Origin of the sequence: Pseudomonas sp. LBUM920, from assembly GCF_003852315.1 — a bacterium.
GTDB lineage: Bacteria > Pseudomonadota > Gammaproteobacteria > Pseudomonadales > Pseudomonadaceae > Aquipseudomonas.
This window is the reverse complement of the sequence record NZ_CP027762.1, coordinates 855,311-868,261: the sequence shown is the minus strand read 5'-3', so window position 1 is coordinate 868,261 and position 12,951 is coordinate 855,311. Positions and strand designations below refer to the sequence as shown.

At 59.5% G+C, this 12,951-nt stretch carries 17 protein-coding genes; 9 read left to right on the top strand and 8 right to left on the bottom strand.

Going from position 1 to position 12,951, the window contains the following annotated elements:
• Positions 1–174: 174 nt before the first annotated feature.
• The 9 genes from C4J83_RS03800 to hrpT all read left to right on the top strand — a co-directional run bounded on the left by C4J83_RS03800 (position 175) and on the right by hrpT (position 6,829).
• On the top strand, positions 175–1,089 hold the full coding sequence (locus C4J83_RS03800) for a sigma 54-interacting transcriptional regulator (RefSeq protein ID WP_119736458.1): 915 nt from the start codon (positions 175–177) through the stop codon (positions 1,087–1,089).
• Positions 1,090–1,339: 250 nt separating this feature from the next.
• A complete protein-coding gene (locus C4J83_RS30415; RefSeq protein ID WP_157986803.1) occupies positions 1,340–1,507 on the top strand; it encodes a hypothetical protein in 168 nt (55 codons plus the stop codon).
• An 85-nt stretch (positions 1,508–1,592) separates the two neighbouring features.
• Positions 1,593–1,958, top strand: coding sequence for a hypothetical protein (locus C4J83_RS03795; protein WP_106578552.1), 366 nt, complete (start codon positions 1,593–1,595; stop codon positions 1,956–1,958).
• Between the two features lie 4 nt (positions 1,959–1,962).
• Entirely contained in the window at positions 1,963–2,748 is a 786-nt protein-coding gene (gene sctJ, locus C4J83_RS03790; RefSeq protein WP_124416385.1) for a type III secretion system inner membrane ring lipoprotein SctJ, read from the top strand.
• Positions 2,741–3,322 carry a type III secretion protein gene (locus C4J83_RS03785; RefSeq protein ID WP_124416384.1) on the top strand — a complete coding sequence of 194 codons (582 nt, stop codon included), beginning with the start codon at positions 2,741–2,743 and terminating at the stop codon, positions 3,320–3,322. Before sctJ ends, C4J83_RS03785 begins: the two co-directional genes overlap by 8 nt.
• A complete protein-coding gene (gene sctL / locus C4J83_RS03780; protein WP_124416383.1) occupies positions 3,300–3,905 on the top strand; it encodes a type III secretion system stator protein SctL in 606 nt (201 codons plus the stop codon). The genes C4J83_RS03785 and sctL overlap by 23 nt, the downstream gene beginning before the upstream one ends.
• Positions 3,906–3,996: 91 nt before the next feature.
• Positions 3,997–4,230 carry a hypothetical protein gene (locus tag C4J83_RS03775; RefSeq protein ID WP_119736452.1) on the top strand — a complete coding sequence of 78 codons (234 nt, stop codon included), beginning with the start codon at positions 3,997–3,999 and terminating at the stop codon, positions 4,228–4,230.
• Between the two features lie 263 nt (positions 4,231–4,493).
• The gene (gene sctC / locus C4J83_RS03770) at positions 4,494–6,629 is read left to right on the top strand and encodes a type III secretion system outer membrane ring subunit SctC (protein WP_124416382.1); all 2,136 of its coding nucleotides are present in this window, start codon (positions 4,494–4,496) and stop codon (positions 6,627–6,629) included.
• The gene (gene hrpT, locus C4J83_RS03765; RefSeq protein WP_119736448.1) at positions 6,626–6,829 is read left to right on the top strand and encodes an HrpT family type III secretion system protein; all 204 of its coding nucleotides are present in this window, start codon (positions 6,626–6,628) and stop codon (positions 6,827–6,829) included. The genes sctC and hrpT overlap by 4 nt, the downstream gene beginning before the upstream one ends.
• A gap of 94 nt (positions 6,830–6,923) precedes the next feature.
• On the opposite strand, the gene sctU is transcribed toward hrpT, so the two are convergent.
• From sctU to C4J83_RS03725, 8 genes are read right to left on the bottom strand one after another with little or no spacing between them, the layout of a single operon-like run.
• Positions 6,924–8,021 (bottom strand): type III secretion system export apparatus subunit SctU, encoded by a 1,098-nt coding sequence (gene sctU / locus C4J83_RS03760; protein ID WP_119736445.1) that lies wholly within the window; start codon positions 8,019–8,021, stop codon positions 6,924–6,926.
• Complete coding sequence (gene sctT / locus C4J83_RS03755; RefSeq protein WP_119736647.1) at positions 8,018–8,806, bottom strand: type III secretion system export apparatus subunit SctT; 789 nt, start codon at positions 8,804–8,806, stop codon at positions 8,018–8,020. Before sctT ends, sctU begins: the two co-directional genes overlap by 4 nt.
• Before the next feature lie 10 nt (positions 8,807–8,816).
• The gene (gene sctS / locus C4J83_RS03750; RefSeq protein WP_058411467.1) at positions 8,817–9,080 is read right to left on the bottom strand and encodes a type III secretion system export apparatus subunit SctS; all 264 of its coding nucleotides are present in this window, start codon (positions 9,078–9,080) and stop codon (positions 8,817–8,819) included.
• Between the two features lie 7 nt (positions 9,081–9,087).
• Positions 9,088–9,741 carry a type III secretion system export apparatus subunit SctR gene (gene sctR, locus C4J83_RS03745; RefSeq protein WP_119736443.1) on the bottom strand — a complete coding sequence of 218 codons (654 nt, stop codon included), beginning with the start codon at positions 9,739–9,741 and terminating at the stop codon, positions 9,088–9,090.
• Positions 9,738–10,751, bottom strand: coding sequence for a FliM/FliN family flagellar motor switch protein (locus C4J83_RS03740; protein WP_124416381.1), 1,014 nt, complete (start codon positions 10,749–10,751; stop codon positions 9,738–9,740). Before C4J83_RS03740 ends, sctR begins: the two co-directional genes overlap by 4 nt.
• On the bottom strand, positions 10,748–11,206 hold the full coding sequence (locus C4J83_RS03735) for a type III secretion system HrpP C-terminal domain-containing protein (RefSeq protein WP_124416380.1): 459 nt from the start codon (positions 11,204–11,206) through the stop codon (positions 10,748–10,750). Before C4J83_RS03735 ends, C4J83_RS03740 begins: the two co-directional genes overlap by 4 nt.
• Positions 11,178–11,615 (bottom strand): type III secretion system stalk subunit SctO, encoded by a 438-nt coding sequence (gene sctO, locus C4J83_RS03730; protein ID WP_124416379.1) that lies wholly within the window; start codon positions 11,613–11,615, stop codon positions 11,178–11,180. The genes C4J83_RS03735 and sctO overlap by 29 nt, the downstream gene beginning before the upstream one ends.
• Positions 11,602–12,891, bottom strand: coding sequence for a FliI/YscN family ATPase (locus C4J83_RS03725; RefSeq protein ID WP_372239315.1), 1,290 nt, complete (start codon positions 12,889–12,891; stop codon positions 11,602–11,604). The genes sctO and C4J83_RS03725 overlap by 14 nt, the downstream gene beginning before the upstream one ends.
• Positions 12,892–12,951: the final 60 nt, after the last annotated feature.

The following is a 12,951-nucleotide window of genomic DNA, read 5'->3' as shown; positions in this document are numbered from 1 at the left end:
TACTAACTACACACCCTAGCAAAATAATCCCCAAACCTATCTCATTTCTCCTACGTCTTGCGCGTAAGTTCCTACTTCAGAACCACAACAAAATAACTATAATTCGCGACCTGCTGGCCTTTGCCTGTCGACCGTTGCCTGAATGATGCACAGTGATAATGGAGCACTTACTTGATGTCGGATGCCTACCATAGGGAAGTTGAAACGGACATCTCAATCAGTGACAGCTCAGGTATTGAAAACACCCTTAACAGCACAGCATCACTCAATATCGACATTCTGCTACTCGGTGAAACCGGCACCGGGAAAGACACTTTGGCCCAACGGGTCCATCGCTTGTCGGGGCGGCGCGGTAACTTCATTGCCGTGAACTGCGCCGCTATCCCGGAAAGCCTCGCGGAGAGCCAATTGTTCGGGGTCAACAGCGGCGCCTATACCGGGGCCGTGCAATCGCGGGCCGGCTTTGTCGAAGCGGCTCATCTGGGCACCTTGTACCTTGATGAGGTCGACAGCATGCCATTGAGCCTGCAGGCCAAACTGCTGCGGGTGCTGGAGTCGCGGGGCGTGGAGCGTCTAGGTTCAACCCGCTTCATCCCGGTAGACATGCGCGTTATTGCCTCGGCTCAGCAGTCACTGCACCACATGGTCGAATTGGGCACCTTCAGGCGTGACCTGTACTTTCGCCTGAATGTGGTCAGCCTCGAACTTCCGGCCTTGCGCCACCAGCGGGAGCGCATCATTCCGCTGTTCATGAAGATGGTCCGGGAAGAAGCCGAGCACTTCAAATGCACCGTACCGTCTGTTCCCGGCCAGCTATTGCAACAACTACTGTGCCACGCCTGGCTGGGCAATATTCGCGAATTACGTTCGTCCGCCAAGCGCTTCGTTCTGGGCCTGCCACCGTTCTCTACGCCCATGAGCAACCCGCACGACGGAAAGCTGAGCCTGAAGGAACGCCTGCAACAAATCGAAAAAGCACTGATTGAAGAGTCGTTGCGGCGCAATGATCATTGTGTCGATATCACCGCATTTGAATTAGGTGTCGCCAAACGCACGCTCTACCACCGAATCAAACAACTCGACCTATAACCGAAACAGTGCACTTGACGCAGTGCGGCAAAACTTACCCACTCGCACCTCCTCGGGCACTTTAGCGCCTACATAGCATCAAGCATTACAACAATGACTTCTCAGCAAACAGCACTGGAAATAATTTTAAACATATAAATACTGGAACGCTTTATTTCCTTGCACCACTTATAAGTGGGTGACTTCACAGCCACTCAGACGGTAGCTAACACTCGCTATCAGACTTCATTTGAAATCAAGAAGGTGATCTATGTCCTCAATCTCAGGTATTGGTGGTTCCAGCGCGGGTAACCAGGCGCAACTGGACGCAATCAACGCAGATAAAGAAAGGAAAGTCGTCGAAGAGGCCAAGAAGACTGCTGAACAAGAACTGACTACAGCGAAAGCGGGCCGCATTAAGTCTTTGCGATTCGCTTAAGTCAGCGCGACCTCCTCTGCCCAGGTCGAGGAGGTTTTCATCGTCACGACGCACGTAACACTCGATACGTTCGATGGAGATTCACATGTACATCACCACCCCTGGGCAATCGGAAAACAGCAGCACTCTCCCTCAAGCCGAGGCGCCTGGCGCGATCAACCGGGCGTCTGACATCAACTTTTTCAACGCCCAACTCAGCCAGGCCGAACAGCCCGTTAAAGGCATCGTGCCTGCCGTGGCGTCACCCGCTCAGTCGTGGGACGCGACAGCCTCGGACACTTTATCCAGACGCGTATCCAAAGGCTTTCGTGACGCGAGCCTGAACAAAAAGACCAAGGACGCGAACGAGTTCCCCCAGTCGCTCGCCGAAGCGCACATCGACGTGATGTCACGCGTCAAGGTCATTGGCGCCGTCGCGAAAGGCGTCGATAAAATTTCAAGCATGGGATAGCTGCATGTACCGCCGCCTAACCGCCCCATTCTTGTTTTCATTAGCGTTGATGCTGTCCGGTTGCGGTGACAGCGTAGAGCTTCATCGCAATATTTCTGAGCAGGAAGCCAACGAAGTCATCGCGGAGCTGGCAGACAAGCAAATCCGGGCCCAGAAGGTGCCCGGCAAAGACGGGGTCGCTGTTCGGGTCAAGGCAAGTGACATCAGCCGAGCTGTGCGTACCCTGGATGCGGCGGGGCTGCCCAAAACGGCCCGCTCGACGCTGGGGGATATCTTTCGCAAGGAAGGCGTCATCTCCACCCCGCTGGAAGAGCGCGCACGCTACATCTACGCGCTGTCCCAGGAACTGGAATCGACCTTATCCAACATAGACGGTGTGATCGTCGCGCGTGTGCATGTGGTACTGCCTGAACGCGTCGCGCCAGGCGAGCCGGTACAGCCGGCGTCCGCCTCGGTTTTCATCAAGCACGACCCGCGACTGGACCCGGACAATATCAATCCGCGCGTGCGCAGACTGGTGGCCAGCAGCATCCCGGGCATGGCCTCGGCCATAGACAACACGACAAAACTGACCGTCATTTTTGTACCGGCCACCGCCTACACCGAGCAGCAACAGCTGACCTACCTCGGCCCTTTTCTGGTGCCCGAGCAAGACCTTGGTTTCTGGCGCGCCAGCCTGATTGCGCCGCTGATCATCGCTCTGTCAGCAGGCATTGCCTGGCTGTTCTGGCGCCGCAGAAAAGTCTTCACACCCACCCCGCAAACCGCGCCGGCACACGCCCATGAGTGACGACCTCAGCTGGGTAACATGGTGGGCTTTCCCCTGGAAAAACGCCCACATCGACTGGCTCACGCAAACGGGTTTTGTGGAAGCCACAGCGCTCTCACGCGCCTATCATCGCCGCGTGAGCAGCCTGTTCGACATCGCGCCCGAGCTTGCCCCTCCCACGTCTCCAGCCCTCCTCCAATGGGTGTTGAGCAGCGCGCAACAACGCGACCTCGCACTGACACTGGTTAATGCGGTGTACAACGCGCCCCACGACGGCCGGTTGAATCAAGAGCAGCTGCTGTGGTGCCAGCGCCTGGCCAAGGCACTGCCCACGGGCTCAACACCGGTGGACGTCGACGACCCATTGCACTACCTGCGCGCGTGGGTCGCGCCCAATGTCTGGCAGCGGCTACGGCTGAATTTTGCTCGCCCAAGGGTGCTCACGTTAGAGCAGCATCCTCGACTGGCAGACACACACGGCCGGTTGGATACCCTGTGGAAAGCCACGATCTGGCGCGCAACCTCCACCGCTGTCGATGATGCGCCGCCCGCCCCTCGCGAGAACCCCGACCATGTTTTGCGCCCACACGATTGAGCTGAACACCCCCGCCCACGAACTGCCCACGGCCCTGATCCCCAGGGAAATGCTGTCTGAATACACCCAGGCCCGTCAGCTGTTGGAACACGCAGAAACTCAAGCACAAACGCGCATCAGCCAGGCCCAGGCGCAATGCAAAAAAATACTCGAAAGTGCCAGTGATGAGTTCTGGCAACGCGCCAATACCCAGCTGCATCGCTGGGAGTCAGAGCGCCAGGCAATGCTGGCAAGTTTGGAACAGGTCGCCAGCTCAGTCATCAGCGCGGCCATTCGAACCCTGCTGGAGGAGACTGTGCCTGTTCAACGCCTCACAACACTGCTCAACAAATTGCTGGAGGCTCAACTGCCCACCGTTGAGGCGCACCTGGTGTGCAATCCGCTGGACCGTGAACACGTCGAGCTATGGCTCAATCTTCACAGCAGCGTGCCCTGGACGCTTCGAGTCGAAGACGGAATCGCCGCCCAGTCGCTGCTGCTTGAGACGGAAGATGGCGGGTTTCACATCAACTGGGCGCATGCCCTGGACAACCTGGTGGCGATTCCACCCTTGGCCAAATCAAGTGACAACGTTGCTGGGTAAACGCAGTTCTTTTTAACCACACAGGCCTGTTGTTGGAACTGGTGAGCAATCTGCCGCCACACAGGGATACACCCCCACTGGAGATAACGCCATGAATACTGACTCACGCGTACTCAGCAGTCTCTACAGGCAGCAATCGCAAGCCGAAAAAAACCTCGACCAGATCAGCGCCGACATTCCGTACAGCGAAGGAAACGAAGACAGCGCGCGGCTCTTCGAACAACTCATTGAGGAAAAGTCCGCCCTGGTTAACAACTTTGCCGTGAGTTCGACCTACCTCAGTTACAAACACGAAACGGTTAAATCGGCCATCAATGTCGTTTAGTGGCTGGTGGCAAACGCTGACTGACGGCTTGGGTGGTCGTGAACAGACCAGGCGGCGACTTGAACCGCAAGTCAGCACTTGCCCGGGCTCGGGCCATACGCCATCTCCGGTGGGTGCAATGCCCGCCACTTGATAGCAAACCCTTGAAGTACCTCTCAACCAACGTGACACCTGGCGCAGCGCAACGGCGCGCCTGACAACGGCTGGGCGCAAATTCGGCCCACTTCATTACGACGTTTTCGCACTGAAACAGAGAACCTGTCATGTATAGCAAGATCAACAAGCACACTGGCTTGCGTTTAAACTCGCCCGCGGCTCTGGCAAAACGCGCCCACTGGCGTTGTTTGCTTGCGCTGCCCTTGTTGTTGGCGCCGCTGCACAGCCCCCTCGCCGCCATCCCATCCGAATGGAAAAACACCGCCTACGCCTATGAAGCCGAGCATAAGCCCCTGCGGGATGTGCTGGAGGACTTCGCCCAGACGTTTGGCACGCAACTGCAAGTCGACGGTCTGCTGGAGGGCATCGTAAATGGCAAGATACGCGCCAATACTCCGCAGTCGTTACTCGACAGGCTGGGCGTTGAACACCGTTTTCAGTGGTACTTGTACAACAACACCCTCTACATCAGCACCCTGGACCTGCAAGAGTCCGCGCGCCTGGAGGTTTCTTCCGAGACCGTCGCCGACCTCAAGCGGGCCCTGACCGATATCGGCTTGCTCGACAGTCGTTTCGGCTGGGGTGAACTGCCCGATGACGGGGTGGTGCTGGTCTCCGGACCCAAGCGCTACATCGAACAGATCAAGCAATTCAGCAGCCAGCGTAAATCACCCGACGAAAAACAAAGCGTGCTCAGCTACCCGCTTAAATTCGCCAACGCGGGAGATCGCCAGATCGATTACCGCGGCGAAAAAATAGTCATCCCTGGCGTTGCCAGCATGCTGCGGGGCTTATTGGAGCCGCGGGCGACGTCATCCCTGTCGACGCTTACCCCGCGCCCCTTTGCCTCACAGCCCTCGCCCATCACGCCGAACTTTGCGCGGTTGAGCAATCCCATGCTCGGGCAAATGTTCGGCCAGACAGCGGACCCAGGCCAGTTGGCCTCTGGCGCCACGCTCACCCCGCGCGCTCCGGTGTCGGCAGGCAAAATCCGCGTAGAGGCCGACGTGCGCAACAACGCCGTCCTGATCTACGACCTCCCGGAACGGCAGGTCATGTACCGAGAGCTGATTACCCAGCTCGACGTGGCGCGCAAAATGGTGGAAATCGACGCAATCATCCTCGACATAGAGCGCTCTCAACTGCGCGAATTCGGGGTCAACTGGGGCAACAGCCATTTCAGCAGCGACATGAGAATGGCCCCTGGGAGTTCATCGCAGCTGTCGATCGAAAACCGTGACCGCTTCTTTGCCAAGATACGCGCCCTGGAGCAGCGCGGCCTGGCAACCATGGTGTCCAACCCCTCGGTGCTCACCCTGGAAAACCAGCCCTCGGTCATTGACTTCAACCGCACCCAATACCTGACCGCAGGCACGGAGGTCGCGACGATCCTGCCGATTACGGTCGGTACCAGCCTGCAAGTGATACCCAGGGTGATTACCACCCGTGGCACTCATCAGGTGCACCTCATGGTGGATATCGAGGACGGCAACTTCGATGAATCCAACCCGGATCGCATCGGCCCCGACGTGCGCCGGGGCAATGTCAGCACCCAGGCGGTAATGGCGGAAAAACGCTCGCTGGTGGTCGGTGGTTTCCATGTCACCGAAAGCACCGACAAGCGCAACAAGGTTCCGCTGCTGGGCGACATACCGTTGCTGGGCAAGGCGCTGTTTTCCTCCAGCGAACGTCAGAACAACCGCCGCGAGCGTTTGTTCATCCTGACGCCACGCGTCATCGGCGATCAGGCGGACCCTTCACGGTATTTGCCGCAGGAAGATCAAGTGGAGCTGCAGGCCGCACTCAAGCCCCTGGCCAGGCGTTACGCCGAACACCCGCCGGTTATCAAGCGCAGTGACATCACCAGCACCCTGGCCAATCTGGTGACCGGGCAAGTGCCCCTGGCCTTTAAGGCGGCACCGATGCCATTGGGCCTGGACACCTTGTGCAACACCCGCGATCTACTGGCCATGAACCCCGAGCGCAGCCAGTGGTACGCCGGCCCGCAGTTCAATGTGGCGGTGGTGGTGGTGCGCAATCAGATCAAGCGCAATGTGCGTATCGACGAAAAGGAGTGCAGCAATTCGCAGACCCTGGCCGTCACGGTATGGCCACGTGCCTGGCTCAAACCGGGTGAAGAAGCCGAGGTCTTTATCGCCATGCGCCCGGTGGTGAAGGATGAACACATCGGCGTGCCCCGCCCTTCCTTGATCACTCCCACTCAGAAGAAGGTCGCCCCATGAAACGCCACCTGTTGTGCATCACCCTGATCGGCACCGTGCTGCTCATCGCCGGCTGCGCTCCCACGTGCAAAGGCGACTCCTGCTCACGCCCGCAATCGACCAAAGATACGTTGGTAATCTGGTGGCCGCCGCAGATGCGCGTCGAGCCCGGCCCTTCAGGAGAGCGCGCGGATTACCAGACAATTTCGCTGGAACGATGAGTGTTCCGCGATCAACGCCGGCTGTTGCCGGGCCGTCAGGTGAGCAGCGCGGCGGCTCACCTGACCCTGGCTTCGCGCAGGTGCGGTGCGCTGATCAGCGCACCTCCAGCGCCGGCAGCTCCAGGGTTTCGCGCTTGGCTTCATCATCCAGCTCACGCAACGTGCGATAGATCAGCGCCACGGCCTGCAGGGTGTCGCGGGGGATGCTCGCGCCCAGTTTGTTCGTGTAGAGCGTGCGCGCCAGCCACACGCACTGAATCACCGGCACCTCAGCGGCCTTGGCCTGGTGGATCAGTTCGCGCGCCGCGTCATCCGTGCCTTTGCATACCAGCATGGGCAGCGGCGTCTCACCCGGGCGGTAGTACAGCGCCACGGCAAAATGCGTCGGGTTGACCACCAGCATATCGGCCTCTTCCAGCTTGGGCAGCTTGACCTTCGGTTCTTCCTGGGCCAGTTGCTGGGCCAATGAACGGCGCTGCCCCTTCACATGCGGGTCACCCTCCATGTCTTTGTACTCTTTGACGACCTCGACCTGGGTCATGCGCATGCGCTTGGCGAAGAAGTGTTTTTGCAACGCCAGGTCGATAAGCGCCATCACCAGCAAAAGCCCCAGGCAGGCATGCAACAAGTGACGGAACAGAATGATCAACGCCAGGATGTACGTTTGCAGGTCACTGCTGGCCAGGTTAATCAGCGCGCCCAAAGAAGGTTTGATCACCACGTACAAAATCACGCCCAGTAGCACTGCCTTGGTAATGCTCATCAACAGGTTCATGACCGATTGCGCGGAAAACATCTGTTTGAGCTGCTTGAGGGGATTGAGCCGATTGAAATCGAGCTTCAAGGTCTCGGGAGCAAACAGAAATCCGAACTGCATCCAACTGCTGATCAGCTTCGCGGCAATTGCCAATCCGGCCATCAACAGGGCGAACGCGAAAAACATCATCAACCCTTCAAACAGCACCGTCTCCAGCGCCCGCGTAAACGGCTGAGCCATACTCGACATTGGCAACACCATCAGTTGCTGAAAGCGCTGCAAACTGGTTTCGGCGGTGAACAACGCAACCTCGCTGATGGCCGTCAGCGCCAGCAGCTTGCTGACATCCTGGCTTTGGGAAACCTGACCTTTCTTGCGTTGATCGCGCAGTTTCTTGGCTGAGGCCGGGTGCTTCTTTTCACCGGAGTCACTCATGGCGTCGAGACCTGGAACATCAGCCCAAGTGAGTGTTTAAGATCGCCAAGCACATTCAAGCGCCCAACGATCAGGTCCTGCAGCAACGCAAAGTACAGCAACAGAATCCCGATACCCGCCAGGCATTTGACCGGCGGCGCCAGCGTGCTCACTTGCAACTGCTGGCTGTAGACGCCCAATAGCGCGATACCGAACTCCAGAAACATCAGCACCGCAATGAACGGCGCAGCGTAGAGCATCATGTGGGTAAAGGCATCGCCGAGCAGCCCCAGGAAAATACTGAAACCATTGACTGCCGGCAGCGGCACCCAAGCGGTGGCCGGCCATAGCAGGTAACTGTCCCAGATCACTTGGGTAAGCACGCTCAGGCCCAGGACTGCGATCAGCAAGTAAATCACCAGCTGTTTGAACAGATGCCCCACAGGCGTTGCATCCGGCCCCAATGACGGGTTGAGCTGGCCACCCGCCAGGGCGCCACGCTGGTTATCCAGCAGCGCGCCAACCGACTCGAACATCCAGAAAGGCATGGCCAACAAGACCCCCAGCAAAAAGCCCAGGGCGACCTCCTTGAGCATCAGCCCGATGATCATCAGCGCCGAATAGTCCTGGCCCGCCAGTACCGCATGGATGCCGGGAGCCGGAATGAACGCCATGACCATCACGATCACGTGCCGGGGCATGCCGCGCAGATGCTGGAAACAGAACGCCGGCACCAGGATCGCGCAGGGATAGATGCGCGCCATGGCCACCAGCAGACTTGGCAGATATTCAAGATAAAGCAGCACGTGCATGCCCTCAGTTCAGTGCCGAGCGAGCGATCATGTCGAACATCAGATTGATCAGTTGAATCAGCTCCACGCCAATCCAGCGCCCCGTCAATATCAGCGTGATGCCCACCGCAACCAGCTTGATGCCAAAGGGCAGGGTCTGATCCTGTATCTGCATCAGGGCTTGCACCAGCGACGTCAGCACGCCGACGATCACCGCCACAATCAGCGGTGGTGCCGACAACACCACCACCAGCAGCATGCCCTGCTTGAACAGTACGATCGGTTCCATGGGGCACTCAAAGGTAGGAAAGGAAAAGGCTGTCGAGCAATCGCGACCACCCGGAGACCATGACGAACAACAGCAGTTTGAGCGGCAGGGAAATGGTCATGGGCGAGACCATTTGCATCCCCAGCGCCAAGAGCAGGTTGGACACAATCAGATCGATGACGATGAACGGAATGTAGATGAGGAAGCCGATCTCGAACCCGGCCTGCAACTGCGACAGCACAAAGGAGGGGACCAACAGGATCAGGTCATCGCGCTGGGTGCTTTGCGCCATTTCAGGTGGCCACATACGCGCGCTGTTTTCGTGCATGTGGGTCAACACATCCGGATCGGTATTGCGCTTCATAAACGCGCGCAGCGGCTGTATGGCCACAAGCCCCGTCTGTTGAAGGGTCTGCACGGTGCTCATGTCCAGGGGCGCGCCCTTGAGGGTTTCGGCGACCTGGTAACCCACGGGGGCCATGATAAACAGCGTAGCGGCCAGCGCTATGCCATTGATCGCCATGCTCGGGGGCACCTGCTGAACGCCGATAGCGTTGCGGGTAATCATCAGCACAATGACGATCTTCAAGAACGCGGTGCAGATGATCAGCAGCATCGGCAGCAGCGACAACGCCCCGAAAAACAAAGCCAGGACGACCGGGTCAACGCCCTGGAATATCATCGGGAAAACACCACGCGAGACACTTGCAAGCCGAGTCGCCCATCCACTTCCACCAGTTGCCCCTGGCCAATGGGCCGCTCGCCGTAATACAGGCCGGCCATGCCCGGGGCGTACCCGGTGATGCCCAGCACCGCACCGGGAGCAAGATTGCGCAGCTCGCCCAGGGTCAGGCTCAGGACACCACAGCGCACCGTCAGCGCCATACTCAATTCGTCAAAGGGCTCACGGCCAAAGACATCCTCCACCGGTTGGTCCTGTTCAGGCCCCGGGTATTCTTCCACTACAAAGTGCTCGTCCATGGACGCTTCCTCAATCGCAAAAAGGTTCAGGCACAACGGCCCGGATTCATCGTCAATACGCCCTTGCAGACGGCGACGTCCGATACGCACGTGGCCACGGCCCTGCGCATCAAAAAACGCCTGCTCAGGCATCAGCACGTCCCCCGCACGCACGCTGCGCAACTGCCCGACGGGCAAGTTCAAGCGGCCCACGGTCACGGCGATTGCCAGGGGAAACGATGCGGGTAATGAGCTGGCCGTGGACCGCCAAGCGCCCGCCGCACACATCGCCAGCAAGCTCTGCGGGGCCAGCCACAGGTAACCGGCGACCTTGGAGGCCCCCAACATCACGGTGAAGCGGCAACCAAAGCCCAACGTTTTGGGTGCAGGCAGCAAGCGCAGATAACCGAACAACGCCACTACTTGCGGGCTGAGGTGATGCTGGAACAATTCCCAGAACCACGACGTCGAGTCATTGCCGGCTTCTGCCAGGGTGACCGGGCATTCGCCCATCAGGCTGAACATCGCCTCGGGTTCCGAGAACCCCAGTACACCGACGGCACTCTCGAAACACACCGGGCTTCGCCCTTCAGGCGCGCGGCCGGGCTCGAGCACAAACGCCCCCTGCTGATCGCCGGCCTGAAACGGCATGCGTAATCCGCGCCCCAGCCGATGCAACGCCGCAACCCTTGCCGCCTCAACCAGGGGCGGTGTCACCGCCAACATGATCATGCGGGCCCCGTGCTGTTGATGTGGATATCGACCGGCTGGCCCAACGCCTCGGTCAGCCTGTCCTGATAACGTTTTTGCACCGTGGCGAGCCAATGCGCCGTGCGCGGTTCTTCGGCGTCCAACTCGACGTTCCACGCGCCGGACTGCCGCTGCACATTGGCGTTGATTCGCCCCAGCCGTGGCAGGTAAAGCACCGCCAGCAACGGCCATTGCGTGCCGCCTTGAACGCGAAGCGCCAACTGCCCCGCCAACGCCTCAATCATCAATTTATCCGTCGCCAGACTTTGCGCTGGCAGGCTGGAAACGTAACCGCCCGAGCCATCGTCCTTGGCAAACAGTTGCGCGAAGACGTGCACATGAACCCACGGCACCACGGCCTCAACGCCTCTCTCACGGTCGTCCCTGGGCTCGCGCACGCGCGGCCGCTCAGACCTGCTCACAGGCAATCGTTTCATGACGCTCCTGCACCAGTAACTGGGATAATTCCGAGAGTTTTTCGACCTCGCGCAAATACTGGCTGGCCTGCTTTTGCATGCTGTCGATATGCACCACTTGCTGTTCCTGCTGCCCCTGTAACGCCTGTAACTGCGCCTCTTCACGCTGCGTGCTGGCCGACAATGAGCGCTCTTGGGTATTCCACGACTTGAGTTCCTGAAACGAGAGCACTTGCCCTTGATGCTTGCTCAATAGCTGCGCCGCTTCCTCGGCTTCCTGCAGGCGAGTGTCCTCAAGGCGCTGCTGCGCCTGCTCAACGTGCAACTGCAGTGCACGCTGATGCCTTTTAGCCTCACCCAATGCGCGCTCAGCCCGGTCCGCGCGGTGTTTGCGCAGACGCCTCAGGGTTTCCAACTCAGAAAGGAACATAGGCGGTCAGCTCCGTCAGCTGATCCAGGGTCGCCGCCATCGGTGAAGGCTCACGCAAGTCCTGGCGCAAAAAGCCATCCACCGCCGAACGGCTGTCCACCGCCAAGTCAGTCAGGGCATCATTGCCGGCCTGGTATTCACCCAGCTTGAGCATCAGCTCGATCTGCTGATACGCCGACAACAAACGGCGCAGCCCGGTCCCCGCCTGGATGTGCTCAGGGGTGGCGACATTGCTCAGAATTCGCGAAAGGCTGGCCAGCACATCGACCGCCGGGTAGTGACCGCGCTCGGCCAACTTGCGCGACAGCACAATATGGCCGTCCAGCAGCGAGCGAACCTCGTCGGCCACGGGGTCACTCATGGAGTCCTGTTCGATCAGCACCGTGTAGATTGCGGTGATAACGCCGTCGCGGGTCAACCCGGCGCGCTCCACTAAGCGCGGCAGCAAGCTGTACACCGAAGGCGGCAAGCCCCCGCGCCCCAAGGGCTCACCGGCTGCCAGGCCGATTTCTCGCTGCGCGCGGGCAAAACGCGTCAAGGAGTCGATCAGCAGCAACACCCGCTTGCCTTTGCGTCGATAGCCCTCAGCCAGCGCCGTTGCGGTGAACGCCGCGCGGGCGCGTTCCATGCTTGAGCGGTCGGATGTCGCACACACCAGCACGGCCTTGGCGCGCAACTGATCATCCAGTTCATGGTCGAGAAATTCGCGCAGTTCCCGGCCGCGCTCACCGATCAGGCCGAACACAATCACATCGCACTCGACGTTACGGGCAATCTCCGCGAGCAAGGTGGTCTTGCCACAGCCGGCACCGGCAAACAGGCCCACGCGCTGACCTTCGCCAAGCGTCAACAGACCATCGATCGAGCGCACCCCAGTCGCCAGGGCCCGGTGGATCCTCGGCCGTTCGGTCGGCAACGGCGCCTCACACAACACCATGCTCGCATCCGGGCTGTCGGTGTCAGCGAAGGCATTGGGGCCAACGCCAGTAATCGGCCGCCCGAACCCATCGAGCACCTGGCCCAGCAACGCATCACTGACGCGCACTCGATGCGAAACACCCAGACGCTGCACACTGGCGCCCACGCGCACGCCTTCAAGGTTGCCCAAGGCACTGAGCACGGCATCCTGCTGATCGAAGCCGATGATTTCCGCCAGCATGTAGTCATCGGCAGATTTCTCGACCTGGCACAAGTCGCCAATACGCGCGCTTGGCAACCGGCATTGCAACAACATGCCGTTGACGCGCTGAACCCGACCGCGCAGGGTCACCGGCATCAGGTTGGCCAGTGCCCGGGCCTGGCGCTGCTGCCAGGCATCGAGACGTGCATTCAGTTC